We start from the raw sequence: 14270 nt of genomic DNA, 5'->3' as shown, positions 1-14270 counted from the left end.
CCGCTTTCCGTGCCTGTCGAAACACGGCCTAGCCCTTCACCCCGGTGAGGGTGACGCCCTCGACGAACGCCTTCTGGGCGAAGAAGAACACCAGGATCACGGGGGCCATGACCAGCACGGTCGCGGCCATGGTGAGGTTCCAGTCGGTGTGGTGCGCGCCCTTGAAGGACTCCAGGCCGTAACTGAGGGTCCAGGCACCGGGGTTCTCCGAGGCGTAGATCTGCGGACCGAAGTAGTCGTTCCAGGCGTAGAAGAACTGGAAGAGCGCGATGGCGGCGATGCCCGGCCTGGCCATGGGCAGGACGACCCCGATCAGCGTCCGCAGCTCTCCGCAGCCGTCGACCCTGGCCGCGTCCAGATATTCGTCGGGGACGGTCATCAGGAACTGGCGCAGCAGGAAGATGGAGAACGCGTCGCCGAACGCCATCGGGATGATCAGCGGCCAGAGCGTGCCGGACAGGTCCAGCTGCTTGGCCCAGAACAGATACATCGGAATGATGACCACCTGCGGCGGCAGCATCATCATCGAGACCACCAGCATCAGGGACAGACTCCGCCCCCGGAAGCGGAACTTGGCGAGGGCGTAGGCGACCGGGATCGAGGACACCACGGTCAGGACCGTGCCCAGTCCCGCGTAGAGCAGGGTGTTCCGCCACCAGGTGAGGAAGCCGGGCGTGGCGAAGACCTTGCGGTAGTTGTCCCACTCCCACACCTGCGGGATCAGATCGCGGCTGAGCGCCTGGCTGTCGCTCATCAGGGAGGTCAGGAACACGAACACGAAGGGCAGAGTGAAGAAGAGGGCGGCGGCCACCCCGAGGGCATGGACCGCGATCCACTCCAGAACGGCCCTGCGGCGGGCGGTGCGTTCGGCCGGGGGAAGGGACGGGGCCGAGGTCATGGGCTTGTCGAGCACCTGGGCCATGGTCAGTCACCTGCCAGATTGAGTCCGCCGCGGCGCCGCATCAGGAACGCGGTGAACGCCATCGACAGGGCGAAGAGCACCAGCGCGACCACACAGGCGGAGCCGTAGTCGAAGCGCTGGAAGCCGAGGTTGTAGACGAGCTGGGGCAGGGTGAGCGTGGACCTCTCGGGAAAGCCCGGCTCGAACTGCGTACCGGCGCCCTGGATGACGCCCGAGGCGACCTTTCCGGCGATCAGCGGCTGGGTGTAGTACTGCATGGTCTGGATCACGCCGGTGACCACCGCGAACAGGACGATCGGCGAGATGTTCGGGAGGGTGACGAAGCGGAACCGCTGCCAGGCCGACGCCCCGTCCAGCTCGGCCGCCTCGTACTGCTCCCTGGGCACATCGAGCAGCGCGGCCATGAAGATGACCATCAGGTCGCCGATGCCCCACAGGGCGAGCAGGGTGAGGGCGGGCTTGGACCAGGCGGGGTCGTTGAACCAGCCGGGCGCCGGGAGGCCGATCGCCTCGAGGATGGAGTCGACCGGTCCCGTACCGGGGTTGAGGAGGAAGGCGAAGGCCATTGTCGCGGCGACCGGCGGTGCCAGATAGGGCAGATAGAACAGGGTCCGGAAGACCCCCGCGCCCGTCCTGATCCTTGTGATCAGCAGGCCCACACCGAGACCGAAGATCACCCGCAGACTGACCATGACGACCACCAGCCACAGGGTGTTGCGCAGCGCCGGCCAGAAGTACGGGTAGTCCCGGAAGACATACGTCCAGTTCTGCGCTCCTCGCCACGTCGGCGGCTGGAGGCCGTTGTAGTGCATGAAGGAGAAGTAGACGGTCGAGATCAGCGGGTAGGCGAAGAAGACCGCGAAGCCGATCAGCCAGGGCGACATGAAGGCGGCCGTCACAAGCGCCGCCCGGCGGCGCTTCGAGGCGAGGGTGACGGTGGTCATGGCTACTTCGCCTGCGCGATGTCCGTGTCGATCTGCCGGGCCGTGCGCTCCAGACCCGCCTTGAGGTCCTTGACCTTGCCGCTCTCGTAGTCGTAGCCGAACTGCTGGATCGTGGACAGGTACACACCGCCGTTGACCGACGCGGGGGTGGTGGTCGAGTGCGGGTTCGCCGCGATGTCCAGGAACGTCTTGAAACGCGGGTCGTACGTCAGCTTCGGGGACTTCAGCGCGGCCAGCGTGGAGGGGACATTGTGGATGTCGTTGGCGAAGCCGACCACCGCGTCCGTGTCCGTGGTCATGTACTTCACCAGCTCCCAAGCCGCGTTCTGCTTGGTGCTGGTGGCGGCGATGCCGGCGATGGTGCCGGTGATGTAGCCCTTGCCGTACTGGTCGGCCCGGTCGTCGGGCACGGGCAGCGGGGCCACCCCGATCTCGAAGGACGGCTCGGCCTCCAGGGCCATGCCCAGGCGCCACTCCCCGTCGAGCTGCATGGCCACCTGGCCGGTGTGGAAGGGGTGCTTGGGGCCCCATTCGTCACCCAGCTTCGAGCGGTACTTCTCCAGTTTCCGGAAACCGCCCAGTTCGTCCACGAGCTTCTTCTGCAGGGTGAAACCGGCGGCGAAGGCCGGGTCCCCGGCGAGGTCGGACTTTCCGTCCTTGTCGAAGTATGTCGGGGAGAACTGCGCGAAGTAGTGCTCGGTGGTGCTCTCCCAGCCGTGGTAGTCGGGCATGAAGCCGAGCTGCTCATAGCCGTCGCCGTCGGCGATCGTCAGCTTCTTCGCGTCGGCCTCGAACTCCGACCAGGTCCTGGGCGGGCCGGTGATGCCGGCCTTCTTGAAGGCCGTCTTGTTGTAGTAGAGCCCGTAGGCATCGCCCAGCAGCGGCACCGTGCAGCGGTCGCCCTCGAACTGGGTGTACTCGTTCATCGCCTTCGGGAAGGTCGTCTCCGGGTCGATCCCCGACTTCTCGAAGAAGGGGTTGAGGTCGACCAGGGCGCCGGAGGAGCAGAACTTGCCGACATCGTTGGTGGTGAAGGAGGAGATGACGTCGGGGGCTTTGCTGCCGCCGGTGCGCAGCGCCTGGTTGAGCTTGTCGTCGGTCATGTCGGCGACCACGTCGACATGGATGTGGGGGTGCGTTTTCTCGAAGCCCGCGATGAGCGCGTCGACGGCCTTGGTCTCCGACGGGGCGCTCCAGGCGTGCCAGAAGTTGATGGTGGTGTCCTTGGAGGCGTCGTCGTTCGCCCCGGAGGAGGGCTGTCCGGTGCAGGCCGTGGTGAGGAGGGCGAGGGACGCGGTGAGGGCGAGGGCCGTCTTACGGATCACTTCGGGCATGACGGGGTCTCCCTGGGACGGGCGGGATGCGGCCGGGACGGGTCCGGGCGCCGGGGACGGCGGTCCGGTGGGGCTCAGCGCGAGGTGTCGAAGACCTCGTCGCGGGTGGTGGCGAGGGCGCTCTCCAGCGCGCCGCGCAGTACGGGGTGTTCGGGTACACCGCCGAGGGCCAGGCGCGGCCGGGACGCGGCCAGCTCCTCCAGTTCGGCCTGGAGCAGGGTCCGCAGCGGCTCGCCCCCGGCGGTGAGCGAGGTGCCGCTGAGGACGACGAGTTCCGGGTCGAGCACGGAGACGAGCGCGGCGAGACCGGTGGCGAGCCGGGTGGCGTACGTCGTGAGGAGGGCGCGGTGCGGACCGGTGGGGTGGTCGGCGGCGCGGCCGAGGAGTGCGGCGGCGGCCTCGGCGTGGGGGCCGGTGGGTACGTCCTCGATGCCGAGTTCGCGGGCCAGCCGGGGGAGGGCCTGGGAGCCGGCCAGCTCCTGGTAGCCGCCGCTGTTGACCCGGGTCACCTGGCGGACCAGGGGAGCGCCGGGCACCGGCAGGAAGCCGACCTCGCCGGCGCCGCCGGTCCAGCCGCGGTGCAGCCGGCCGCCGAGGACGAGGGCGGCTCCGAGACCGTCCTGGTTCCAGAGCAGGACGAAGTCGTCGTGGCCCTTGGCCGCGCCGAGCCGCTGCTCGGCCAGGGCCACGAGGTTGACGTCGTTCTCGTACTCGACGGGCATCGGGAGGGCCGCCGCGAGCTCGTCGAGCAGGGTGGGGGAGTGCCAGCCGGGCAGATGGGAGGCGTAGCGCAGTCGGCCGGTGTTCGGGTCGAAGGCGCCCGGGGTGCCGATGACCACCCGGTGTACTGCCGAGAGCGGGAGCCCGGCGGCCTTCACGGCGCCGTCGAGGGCGTCGGTGACCTGGCGGACGACGGGGGAGGAGCGGCCCGACCGCCCGGGCGCGGCCGAGTCCTCGGGGGCCGGGCTCCTGGGGGTCCGGCGGCCCGGAGTGGGCAGCTCGTGCAGGCCCACTGTCTTGCCGGTGATGTCGGAGACGGCGGCGAGGATGCGCCCGGGCGTGACATCGAGGGCGGCGACATGGGCGACGGCCGGGTCGACCGCGTACAGCTGCGCGCCCGGGCCCGGGCGGCCCTCGCTGGTGCCGGTCACCCTCACCAGACCGGCGGCTTCGAGGCGTGCGAGGAGCTGTGAGGCGGTGGGCTTGGACAGACCGGTGAGCTTGCCGATGCGGGTGCGGCTGAGCGGGCCGTGCTCAAGGAGCAGATCGAGGGCCGCGCGGTCGTTCATGGCGCGCAGTACGCGCGGGGTGCCGGGTGTGCCTGCGGATCCTGCCATCTGTCCCACCTGCCCCTCGACGGTCCGGTCTTCCGGCGGAGCCGCCGGAAGCCCACCGGTGACCGGGGTCCCGGGCGCCCGCCCTGGCCGGGCGGGCCCCTTCCGGTCACTGTTAGGAAAGTTTCCTGTTGCTGGTGGCAGGAAGGTAGGCCCGGAGCCGGGGAGGCGTCAATACCTGGTTCGGGACCTGGTTCGGGACCTGGTTCGGGCGGAGATCGACTCGTTGCCCGATACGGGATTCCGGGCGCCGTGACGCCGGAAGGCGGTGCCCGGGACGTCCGGACACCGCCTTCCTGGTACGGCTTCTGTCACTTGCCCCCGCGGGGCGCCGACGGGATCGGGGACGCCGCCTGGGCCTGGGGCGAGGTCAGGTTCGCATACGCCGACGGTGCCGCCATCGCGGCCGTGGGGTCGACCGTGGCGGCGTCCTCCACCGGGGCCGGGGCGCCGCCCACGAGGGGGATGTCCGCCGCGTCGAAGGCCCGCTTGACGCGCCAGCGCAGCTCGCGCTCCACCTGCACCGCCTTGCCCGGCATCGTCTTGGCCGAGACCCGGACCACGACCGAGTCCAGCAGCACGCTCTCCAGGCCGAGCACCTCGATAGGGCCCCACAGGAGCTCGTTCCACGGCTCGTCCTTGCTCATCCGACCGGCCACCGCGTCCAGCGTGGACCGCACCCGGTCCAGGTCCTCACTCGCGGGGACGGCCACGTCCACCTCGGCCGTGGCCCAGCCCTGGGACAGATTTCCGATGCGCTTGACCTCGCCGTTGCGCACGTACCAGATCTCGCCGGCGGAGCCGCGCAGCTTCGTCACCCGCAGACCGACCTCGATCACCTCTCCGGAGGCCACCCCGGCGTCGATGGTGTCGCCGACGCCGTACTGGTCCTCCAGGATCATGAACACCCCGGACAGGAAGTCCGTCACCAGATTGCGCGCGCCGAAACCGATCGCCACGCCCGCGACCCCGGCGGAGGCGAGCAGCGGCGCCAGATTGATCTGGAAGGTGGCCAGCACCATCAGGGCCGCGGTGCCCATGATGAGGAAGGAGGCCACCGAGCGCAGCACCGAGCCGATCGCCTGCGAGCGCTGGCGGCGGCGTTCCGCGTTCACCAGCAGACCGCCGAACGCGGTGCCGTCCACCGCCTCGACCGTGCGGCTCATCCGGTCGATCAGCTTGGTGATCGCCCGTCGCACCGCCGATCTGAGCACCGTCGCGATCACCAGGATCAGTACGACCCGCAGTCCGATCGCGAGCCAGGTCGACCAGTTCTGCTCGACCCAGCTGGCGGCGTTCGTCGCCTGCTCCTGGGCGTCCTGGAGCGCGGGAACCACGGGACCCGTCGTCGGTGAGGGCGAAGGGGACGGGGCGGCGGCGAGCAGGGCGGACAGGGACACGGCAGGTACCTCCAGATGCGCGTCTGCCTCCGGTGCCGGTCGGTCCAGGCCGGTCGCGGTCATGAGGTGCACCGGACGGGCAGAAGCACCACACTAACGGGGCATCGTGGGGGGATCGTGCCGAAGTCCCCGGAAGGGACCGCGCTCACCTGGGGAAGTAAGGGTGAAGTAAGGGGGCGCCCGGGTGAAGTGAGGGGGCGCGTATCGGGGGATGCATCCGGTGTGGTCGAAAACACTCCCAGCCCGTTACCGGGACATGGTGGCGCTCACACCCGGCGTGAGGGGAAACTGGCTGCAGATCGTCCCGGCGCGAGCCACGCGCCGCCGGCGTACAAGGAGGCCTACGTGCCGCATGTCCTGGTCCTCAACGCGTCGTACGAGCCGCTCGGCGTCGTACCGCTCCGCCGCGCGCTCGTCCTCGTCCTCGAGAACAAGGCCATCTGCCTCGAGGAGTCCGGCGCCTTTATGCACAGCGCAACCGTCACTGTCCCGGCACCCAGCGTGGTCCGGCTGAAGCGATTCGTCCGGGTTCCCTACCGGGGGCCCGTCCCTCTCACCCGGCGCGCGCTCTTCGCCCGCGACGGCGGCCGGTGCATGTACTGCGGTGGCGTCGCAACCAGCGTCGACCACGTCATTCCGCGCAGCCGCGGCGGTCAGCACGTCTGGGACAACGTGGTGGCGTCCTGTCGCCGCTGCAACCATGTCAAAGCAGACCGTCACCTCATCGAGCTGGGCTGGCGGCTGCATCACAAGCCCGCCCCGCCGAGCGGTCTGGCCTGGCGCATCATCGGCACCGGGCATAGGGACCCGCGCTGGCTGCCATACCTGCAGCCGTACGGCGCGGACGACGCACTGGCCCGGATCGACGGCATTTCCGCCTGACGATTCCGGGCCTTCACCTTGCCGGCGGCCGGCCCGAGCCCCGCACCCCCTCGCGGGCCCCGGGCCGCCACGGCCGCCTGCCACGAACACGCGGCCCGGGCGGCACGCGGTGCCGTCGGCTCAGGTTGTCGCACGGACCTTCCGAGGCTGTTGCATCGGCCATGCCAGGAGCGTGACCATGTGGCGGCCGCTCAGCCGAACCAGCTCACCTGTACGACGACAATGCGTTCACCTCGGACGTCTGTCAGGTAGGTGAGCATCAGCAGGCTGCGGCTCTCGGTGCGCACCCCGGGGCCGGGGCCGGTATAGGCGGCGCCCTCGAGAAACACCATCGATTCCCGCACAGCGATCTCGTTGGCAAGTCTTTCCGTCTCCGCGCGAGCGGATTCCGGAAGTCCTTCCATGAGATCGTCCTGGAAGAACTCCCAACGCCAGTCAGCCACCGGCGACCTCGCGGTGCGCCGAGCGCACGATGTGTGCGGCCTCCTCGATGGCACGGTCGCGGACCGCAGGGTCCCTGTCAGTGATGGCCTGTTCGGCTGCGCGCAGGCGGCGTGCGGTCTCGGGGTATCGCTCGATCTCGACCACGACCCCCCATCGCCGGTAGAACATCCGGATCGGTACGACGCTGTCCTCGTCCCCGGCATGGACGAACGCATTCTGCAGGTCTTCGAAGAACTCGGACAGGCGGGAGGGCGCAACCGTCGCCACAGCCTGCCGCAGCGCCGGAAGCGTCAGCGCCGGCCGCGGGATGAGCGGAGCGTCCTCGTGCATGTACGGCATGGTCATCGGCCGCCCCTTCCTCGCGTCGAGCACCCTTCTGCCACGGGCACCACGCTAGCGCCATTCCCGCCGCCTCCGGCCCGGGTGAGGGAATCGTCCCCGCAGAGGGTGAGGAGGTTCTGCCCGGGCTGTCCCCGGCCGTGCTCCTCGGTGGGCCGGGCGTTGACCTTGTCGTGGCGGCAACGTTTCTACTGGGGGGTATGCGCATCGGAGAGCTTGCCGGGATCGTCGGCATCACCACCCGTGCCGTACGGCACTACCACCGCATCGGACTGCTGCCGGAACCGCCTCGGCAGCCCAACGGGTACCGCGAGTACGCGCTGCGTGACGCCGTCGAGCTGGCCCGGATCCGTCGGCTGACCGAGCTCGGGCTGAGCCTGGACGAGGTGCGGGACGTGCTGGCCGGTGACGCGGGCAGGGACCTCGTCGAGATCCTCACCGAGCTGGATGCCGATCTGGCCCGTCAGGAGGACGCCATCCGGCGGCGCCGGGCCCGTCTGGGCCGGTTGCTGGAGCAGGCCGGGCCGACCGGGCGGCTGCCGGCCGAGGCCCCGGTCTCTCCCGAACTCGGGGCCCTCTTCGACGACATGGCCCGCGCCGCGGCGAGGCTGCCCGGTCCTGAGCCGGCGATGGCGGCCAGGGAGCGTGAACTGCTCGCCCTGCTGGAGACCGCAGCGCCCGGCGGCGACCACGGCCCGCTCCACGCCATGGGGCGCGGGTTCCGGGACGACCCGGACGCCATGCGGCGCGCCTATGAGGTCTACGCCCGGCTGGACGACCTGGCCGAGGCCGCCGAGGACGATCCCAGGGTGGAGGAGACCGCCCGGGCCGTCGTGGACATCCTCCCGGACGAGGTGGTGCGGGCCCTCGGCGTCCCGGGGGACGCCGAGGCCCCTGGTGAGGCGGGCGGATTCATGGACGCCCTGCTCGCGGAGTTCGCCCCTGCCCAGGCCGCGGCCGTGTGCCGCGCCATCGAGCTGCTCGAGGAGCGTGCCCGGTGAGGGCGCCGAGAAGGGCCTTCGCCCTCCGCGCCGCGATCGCCGACACCGTCCCGGCACCCGTGCGGAGGCTGATCGCCCATGAGTTCTCCCTGGCCGCCGACCTGTTGCGCTGGGTGAGCCGCCGTGGTCCGCAGGGCGTACCCGCGGGTGATCTCCCCGTCCCGTACGCCCCGGCCCAGGCGGCGACCCTGTACGGCTTGCTCTTCGTCTGTGTCGTCGAGACCGTGGCCCTCGCCTTCCTGATCCCCTGGCCGGTGGTGCACGCGATCGCCCTCGTCGTCGACGTCTGGGGCTGTTACCTCGTCGTCGCCCTGCATGCGTCCTGCGTGGTGCGCCCCCATGTGGTCGGGGCCGACGGCTCGCTCCGGCTGCGCTACGGCGCCCTCCTGGACATCCGCATCCCGGCCGACCGCATAGCCTCCGTCCGCTGCGACCGGAGATTCCCCGAGGCCGGTCCGGGCGCCGCGGACGAGAACGGCATCGCCCAGCTGGCCGTGGGCGGGCAGACGACGATCACCGTCGAACTCACCGGGCCGGTCGGGTACACGCGCGTCCTGGGCGGGCCCGCCGAGGCCCGGGTGTTCCGCTTCTACGCCGACGACCCCGCGCCCGTCGTGGCCGCGCTGAGGGCGGGCGGCGGAGCTGCCCCCGGCGGCTCCACCGCTCAGACACCGGGCCCCTCCGGGCGGGAGCCGTAGGCCGCGTGGAGAGCGGCGCCCACGGCGAAGGCGGTCAGGGCGGCCGCCCAGGCGCCGGGCGCGCTGCCCGGTTGCATCGGCCATGCCCAGAGGGTGACCCCGTGGCCGCGTATTCCGGGCGGGGTCAGATACACCGCGCTGACATAGCCGAAGGCCGGCAGCCAGCTCAGCCGGGCGCCGAGCAGGACGGCCGCGACCGCGGTGACACCGGTGCACCCCAGGACGTTGCGGATCATGGCCGGAGGGCCGAAGGCATGCGCGTCCCCGAGCACGGCCGCGGGCAGCAGGACCGCCGCGACCGCGGTGAGGCCGAGGAGCTGGGCCAGCCGCCGTGGCCACCAGGGGTGTACGGCCGTGCGGTCCAGTTCCGGGGAGGCCGAGTGCAGGCTCGTACCGATCACGGCGGCGGCCAGCAGCGGGGCCAGCGCCAGGATCGGCACCCTGCGGTAGGTGTCCAGATAGGCGTCCATGAGATGGGCGGCCCAGACGGCGAAGGCGGCGGTACCGGCGAGCGCGGCGAGGGTGACGGGGACGGCGCGGGAGCGCGCGTACAACAGGGGACCGGCGGATTTCACAGGGCCGGCACCCCCTCGGCGCCGCACCGGCCCGCCGTCGCGAAGTACGCCGACAGCCAGGCGCGGCGCTCCTCCTCGCCCATCGACGCCAGCCGGCCCCTGGCCGTGAGCCGGGCCTTCAGCCTGGCGCGACGGGCCGGGTCGCCCTGGGCGTCGTGGTCGTCGAAGTACTGCTGCGCGGGGCTTGCCGCCAGATAGTTCACCACGGCGTCGTCCACCCTGCTCACCGACGGGTCCGTCGTCGTGCAGCGGTCGCGGGACGTCAGGGCCGTCGCGGCCTCCCACGCGTACTGCCGTGGATCGGTGAGCCGGCCCCGTACGACGGACCAGCCGAACGGCTCCAGCATGGGCAACTGCGCCTCCTCGCGCCGTGGGTCGCCCGGGTGGTCCTCGAACCGGACCGGCAGATTGCGCACGCCCTCCAGCCGGCCGGTGATCCCGGACAACGCCTCCGTGACCTGCGGCAACAGCCCTTCATAGCGCGCGTTCACACAGATCTGGGGCGTGGTGGAGGTGTCGCACACCTGGTGGCGCCGGAGCGGGTCGTCGTGCCAGAGCCCGTCGCCGGTCTGCACCAGCAGCACACCCGCGGCCGACGCCGCGGCCAGCGGCAGCAGCGCCGTGTACCGGCGGCGGGCGGCGTACGCCAGGACCACGGCCGCCGCCAGACCACCCGCCCACACCGCCATCACCGGCGGCTGCCACCGGACGGGGTCCGAGCCGATCGGTACCGGGAAGGCCGGGTCCAGCTGTCGGCCGCCGCCCGAGTGCGCCATTGCCGGCAGCCCCAGGACGAGGTAACCGGCCACCGCCACCAGGGGCGCCGTCACCCGCCAGGGCGCCAGCCGCCCGACCACCTGACCCAGCAGCGCACAGGCCGCCACCACCAGCGCGTCCGCCGGCAGCGGGGCGAGACGCGGCCGGTCGCCCTGGGCGTACGGCCAGGTGGCGAGCAGCGCCAGGGCCGCCGCGAGGACATACCCGGCCAGCACCCAGAACGCGACCGGCAGGGCCGAGGCCAGGAACCGGGCCAGCGGGGAGCGCACCGCCGTCCCCCACAGCTCCTCGGTCCTGCGCCGGCGCTCCCGTCCGCCCTGCCGGCAGCCCGCGGCCGCCGCGAGGGGTGCCGCGATCAGCAGCGCGCTGTGCAGCCGCGTACGGGTCTCGGCCCAGTCGCCCTGCCACCGGTCGGACGAGCCGGCCAGCAGCGCGCACACCGTCAGCAGCACGGCGGCCCCGGCCCACGGGGCGAAGCCGCGGACCGCCTCGGCGCGCAGCGGATGCGGCGCTCTCGGCCGCGGGGCGGGCGTGGTCCGGGGCTCGCTCCGCTCGGTCAGGAGGGTCATCGCACCGCCACCCGTGCCGTGGAGGCGCGGTGCGCCCGCAGGGCCGCCGTGTAGCCGCGCTCGATCGGGTTGTCGCCCAGGTCGTCGCTGCCGCCCCCGTCCGCCCCCTCTCCCGTGGTCCCGCCGAGCGCGGCGAGGGAGGAGGGCGTGCCCCGGTAGGCGACCCGGCCGCCGTCGAGGAGGGTGACCCCGGTGCAGGCGGCGGCCACGTCCTCCACCAGATGCGTGGAGACGATCACCGCGGCGTCCCTGCCGAGCTCCCGCAGCAACGCACGGAACTCCATGCGCTGCTCCGGGTCGAGCCCCGCGGTCGGCTCGTCGAGGAGCAGCACGCGGGGATCGTTGACCACGGCCTGGGCGATGCCGACGCGGCGGACCATGCCGCCGGACAGCGTCTTGATCTTCACGTCGATGCGGTCGGCCAGGCCGACCCGGGCCACGGCCCTCTCGACGGCGGCCGGGGCGTCGGCCGCGGGCATCTCCTTCAGCCAGGCGACATAGGCCACGAACTCGCGCACGGTGAAGCCCGGGTAGTAGCCGAACTCCTGCGGCAGATAGCCCAGACGGCGGCGGACCTCGCCGCGCCGCCGGTGGTCGCCGAGGTCCTCCCCGAGGATCTCCACCCGGCCGTCGGCCGGGCCGGTGACCGTGGCGAGGACCCGGATCAGGGAGGTCTTGCCCGCGCCGTTGGGGCCGAGCAGACCGTGCACGCCCGGGCCGAAGGCGAGGTCGACGCCGTCGAGGGCGACGGTGCTGCGGTGCCGTACCCGCAGGCCGGTCACCTCGATCGTGCTCAATGTCTCTCCAGAGCGGGGTGGTGGGGTGGGGCAGGGGCTTTTTGGACCGGTCATGTGCGCTCCGCACGGTCGTAGGAGGTACGGCGCGCGGTGAGCAGGGCGGCGCAGAGTCCGGCCGCCGCCGCCCAGCCGGCCTGTGCGGGGGCGCCGTCGAGACAGCGGGAGAGCTGCTCGGTGAGCCGTTCGGTCAGCCGGCCGCCCGGCCCCGACAGCACCGGGGCAAGGACGGCGCACAGCCAGCCGCCCCCGGTGAGGGCCGTCGCCACCCGGAGGTCGACACAGGACGCCAGGGCGAGCGAGGCCAGGGTCAGCGTGAGCCCGGGCAGCAGCCAGGCCGCCGCGCCCGGCGCCCCCGAGGCGGGCAGCAGCAGCCCGGCGAGGGTCAGCAGCGGGAGGCTCACCGCCAGGACGGCGAGGGTCCGCGTCAGCAGCAGCCGCAGCCCGCCGGAGGGGGTGGCCGCGGCGATCTCGTGCAGCGGGTCGGCGTGCTGCCCGTAGGAGAGGGCCACCCCGGCGACGGGCACCACGGGCGCGACGGCGAGCAGCAGCGGCCGGACCACGGAGAACCCGCCCCACTGCGCCAGCGCGACCGCCCCGGCGGCGACCAGCAGCACCGCCGGCAGCCAGGCCCCGCGGACGGCGGGTCCCGCGGCCCACAGCACGCGGGCCGGAAGTGGACGGGTGGGCCACCGGCCGACCCGGGAGGGACGGGGGCGTACGGGGGCGGCCGGGACCGTGACCGTGGAGACGGGCGCCGCCCGCAGCACCGCCTGCCGCACATCCGCCAGGACCGGCCCCGCCGCCGTCTCCCGGACCGCCCGGGAGACCCTCGTCGCGCAACCGCCGCAGTTCTCCAGGTGTTTCTCCAACGACCAGGCGTCCGGCTCCGGCAGCGAGCCGTCCGCATAACGGGTGACCAGGTCGTCGGGGGCGTGCCAGTGGGTCATGCCGGGCCTCCCATCGGGGTCGGGTCCAACCGCGCCAGGGCGGCGCGCAGTTCGGCGCGGGCACGGCGGGCGCGGGTCTTGACCGTGCCCTCCGGGATGCCGAGCAGCCGGGCGGTCTCCCGGGTGGTCAGTCCGTCGACGACCGTCGCGCGCAGCACCTCCCGCAGCTCGGGGGAGATCCGGTCGAGGGCGGTGCCCACATCGCCGAACTCCAGTGCCGTCAGGGCCCGTTCCTCTGCGGACGGGGTGGCCACGGCCGGCTCGTGCTCGGCCCCCACCGCTTCCATCGGCGCCGTCTCGATCCGTGCGGCCCGCTCCTGCGCCCGCCGGGCGTCGACCAGACGCCGGGCGGCGATCGTCCACAGCCAGCCGCCCGCCTCCTGGCCGCGGTGGCTCCCCGCCGACCGCCACACCGTCACAAAGGTGTCCTGCAGCACCTCCCGCACCATCTCGGGGTCGGCGCAGCGCCGCGTCAGACGCCGGTGCAGCCAGCCCGCGTGCCGGTCGTACAGCACCGCCATCGCCGCCGAGTCCCCGTCCCCGACGGCGCGCAGCAGGGCCGCGTCCGTGTCCTTCTCCCGGTGGCCCCCCACGGGGCGGAACAGTCTCACACCCCGTCTATCGGTCCGGCCGGGGCCGGCGGTTCGACCCCGGCCGTTTTCCGGTGCCGCTCCGCCGGAGAAGCGCCGAGGCCGCCGTCCACGTGGTTAGAGTGTCGACGAGAGCGGCCGATCTGCCGTATTCGCCCTTTGTGGGGGAGTCGTGCGCGGGGTGACATGCCGTCAGGCGGACGTCGTCGGGCGCACCCGGTCCGTCCCCGTGCGTCTGCGTGGGCGCCCACGGGGTAGGGCTGCTCTCGTCCGCCATGCGTCGTACGACGACAAGGAGGCCCCCGTGGCCGCACCGGCACAGTCCCTGCCCCCGGCCCCGCCCAGAGGCGATGCGGAACCGCCCGCCGACCCGGTCCCCCTGCCCGGCGCGCTCGGCGTCGAGGAGCCCCGGGTCGGGACACCACCGCCACTGTCCGGCGTGGAGCCCCCGCTCGCCGATCTCACCCCGATGACCAGCGAGCCTCCGCCGGGCGACCTCACCCCGCTGACCAGTGAGCCCTCGCTCGCCGACCTCACGCCCCTCACCAGCGAGCCCTCGCCGACGGGCCCGGGCCTCACGGGGTGCTAGATGGCCCCCGCCGATCCCGCACCTGCCGATCCCGCGCCTGTCGGCCCTGCGCCCACCGACCCCGCAAGTGCCGCCCCTGCGCTTGCTGATCCCGCCCGTGCCGGTCTTGCGCCTGGTGGCGACGTGCC

General features: G+C 72.5%; 16 protein-coding genes. 4 read left to right on the top strand and 12 right to left on the bottom strand.

The window, feature by feature from the left end:
• Nucleotides 1–28: 28 nt before the first annotated feature.
• From CP978_RS12500 to CP978_RS12480, 5 genes are all read right to left on the bottom strand, one after another.
• A complete protein-coding gene (locus CP978_RS12500; RefSeq protein ID WP_043440264.1) occupies nt 29–922 on the bottom strand; it encodes a carbohydrate ABC transporter permease in 894 nt (297 codons plus the stop codon).
• Nucleotides 923–924: 2 nt separating this feature from the next.
• Nucleotides 925–1866 carry a carbohydrate ABC transporter permease gene (locus CP978_RS12495; RefSeq protein WP_043440263.1) on the bottom strand — a complete coding sequence of 314 codons (942 nt, stop codon included), beginning with the start codon at nt 1864–1866 and terminating at the stop codon, nt 925–927.
• A gap of 2 nt (nt 1867–1868) precedes the next feature.
• A complete protein-coding gene (locus tag CP978_RS12490; protein ID WP_043440262.1) occupies nt 1869–3200 on the bottom strand; it encodes an ABC transporter substrate-binding protein in 1332 nt (443 codons plus the stop codon).
• 74 nt (nt 3201–3274) lie between these two features.
• Nucleotides 3275–4537, bottom strand: coding sequence for an ROK family transcriptional regulator (locus tag CP978_RS12485; protein ID WP_043440261.1), 1263 nt, complete (start codon nt 4535–4537; stop codon nt 3275–3277).
• Nucleotides 4538–4845: 308 nt separating this feature from the next.
• Entirely contained in the window at nt 4846–5997 is a 1152-nt protein-coding gene (locus CP978_RS12480; RefSeq protein ID WP_079162108.1) for a mechanosensitive ion channel family protein, read from the bottom strand.
• Nucleotides 5998–6279: 282 nt separating this feature from the next.
• Here CP978_RS12480 and CP978_RS12475 point away from each other — a divergent pair, with 282 nt between their 5' ends.
• Entirely contained in the window at nt 6280–6816 is a 537-nt protein-coding gene (locus CP978_RS12475; protein WP_043440260.1) for an HNH endonuclease, read from the top strand.
• A 191-nt stretch (nt 6817–7007) separates the two neighbouring features.
• Here the strand turns inward: CP978_RS12475 and CP978_RS12470 are convergent, their stop codons facing one another.
• Nucleotides 7008–7259 (bottom strand): hypothetical protein, encoded by a 252-nt coding sequence (locus tag CP978_RS12470; protein WP_043440258.1) that lies wholly within the window; start codon nt 7257–7259, stop codon nt 7008–7010.
• A complete protein-coding gene (locus CP978_RS12465) occupies nt 7252–7605 on the bottom strand; it encodes a hypothetical protein (RefSeq protein ID WP_043440256.1) in 354 nt (117 codons plus the stop codon). The genes CP978_RS12470 and CP978_RS12465 overlap by 8 nt, the downstream gene beginning before the upstream one ends.
• A gap of 194 nt (nt 7606–7799) precedes the next feature.
• Between CP978_RS12465 and CP978_RS12460 the strand changes: the two genes are divergently transcribed.
• Together CP978_RS12460 and CP978_RS12455 are read left to right on the top strand one after the other, a co-directional pair.
• Nucleotides 7800–8600: a MerR family transcriptional regulator gene (locus CP978_RS12460; protein WP_043440255.1), complete on the top strand. Its 801-nt coding sequence runs from the start codon at nt 7800–7802 to the stop codon at nt 8598–8600.
• Entirely contained in the window at nt 8597–9298 is a 702-nt protein-coding gene (locus tag CP978_RS12455) for a hypothetical protein (RefSeq protein WP_227745359.1), read from the top strand. The genes CP978_RS12460 and CP978_RS12455 overlap by 4 nt, the downstream gene beginning before the upstream one ends.
• Here the strand turns inward: CP978_RS12455 and CP978_RS12450 are convergent.
• The 5 genes from CP978_RS12450 to CP978_RS12430 all read right to left on the bottom strand — a co-directional run bounded on the left by CP978_RS12450 (nt 9265) and on the right by CP978_RS12430 (nt 13574).
• The gene (locus CP978_RS12450) at nt 9265–9873 is read right to left on the bottom strand and encodes a hypothetical protein (RefSeq protein WP_043440254.1); all 609 of its coding nucleotides are present in this window, start codon (nt 9871–9873) and stop codon (nt 9265–9267) included. The genes CP978_RS12455 and CP978_RS12450 overlap by 34 nt on opposite strands.
• Entirely contained in the window at nt 9870–11219 is a 1350-nt protein-coding gene (locus CP978_RS12445; protein ID WP_043440253.1) for a hypothetical protein, read from the bottom strand. The genes CP978_RS12450 and CP978_RS12445 overlap by 4 nt, the downstream gene beginning before the upstream one ends.
• Nucleotides 11216–12001, bottom strand: a complete 786-nt coding sequence (locus tag CP978_RS12440; protein WP_043448458.1) for an ABC transporter ATP-binding protein — start codon at nt 11999–12001, stop codon at nt 11216–11218. Before CP978_RS12440 ends, CP978_RS12445 begins: the two co-directional genes overlap by 4 nt.
• 65 nt (nt 12002–12066) lie before the next feature.
• On the bottom strand, nt 12067–12963 hold the full coding sequence (locus tag CP978_RS12435; protein ID WP_043440251.1) for an anti-sigma factor family protein: 897 nt from the start codon (nt 12961–12963) through the stop codon (nt 12067–12069).
• A complete protein-coding gene (locus CP978_RS12430) occupies nt 12960–13574 on the bottom strand; it encodes an RNA polymerase sigma factor (protein WP_174498627.1) in 615 nt (204 codons plus the stop codon). The genes CP978_RS12435 and CP978_RS12430 overlap by 4 nt, the downstream gene beginning before the upstream one ends.
• Nucleotides 13575–13857: 283 nt before the next feature.
• Between CP978_RS12430 and CP978_RS12425 the strand changes: the two genes are divergently transcribed.
• Nucleotides 13858–14142, top strand: coding sequence for a hypothetical protein (locus CP978_RS12425; RefSeq protein ID WP_043440249.1), 285 nt, complete (start codon nt 13858–13860; stop codon nt 14140–14142).
• Nucleotides 14143–14270: the final 128 nt, after the last annotated feature.

The organism is Streptomyces nodosus, assembly GCF_008704995.1.
GTDB classification, from domain to species: Bacteria; Actinomycetota; Actinomycetes; order Streptomycetales; family Streptomycetaceae; genus Streptomyces; species Streptomyces nodosus.
This window is presented reverse-complemented; position numbering and strand designations above follow the sequence as displayed.

Bases quoted from the DNA above. Each gene is read 5' to 3' on its own strand.
- CP978_RS12460 (WP_043440255.1), top strand. From the start codon at position 7,800: ATGCGCATCGGAGAGCTTGCCGGGATCGTCGGCATCACCACCCGTGCC.
- CP978_RS12480 (WP_079162108.1), bottom strand. From the start codon at position 5,997: ATGACCGCGACCGGCCTGGACCGACCGGCACCGGAGGCAGACGCGCAT.
- CP978_RS12495 (WP_043440263.1), bottom strand. From the start codon at position 1,866: ATGACCACCGTCACCCTCGCCTCGAAGCGCCGCCGGGCGGCGCTTGTG.
- CP978_RS12485 (WP_043440261.1), bottom strand. From the start codon at position 4,537: ATGGCAGGATCCGCAGGCACACCCGGCACCCCGCGCGTACTGCGCGCC.
- CP978_RS12465 (WP_043440256.1), bottom strand. From the start codon at position 7,605: ATGACCATGCCGTACATGCACGAGGACGCTCCGCTCATCCCGCGGCCG.
- CP978_RS12445 (WP_043440253.1), bottom strand. From the start codon at position 11,219: ATGACCCTCCTGACCGAGCGGAGCGAGCCCCGGACCACGCCCGCCCCG.
- CP978_RS12490 (WP_043440262.1), bottom strand. From the start codon at position 3,200: ATGCCCGAAGTGATCCGTAAGACGGCCCTCGCCCTCACCGCGTCCCTC.
- CP978_RS12435 (WP_043440251.1), bottom strand. From the start codon at position 12,963: ATGACCCACTGGCACGCCCCCGACGACCTGGTCACCCGTTATGCGGAC.
- CP978_RS12500 (WP_043440264.1), bottom strand. From the start codon at position 922: ATGGCCCAGGTGCTCGACAAGCCCATGACCTCGGCCCCGTCCCTTCCC.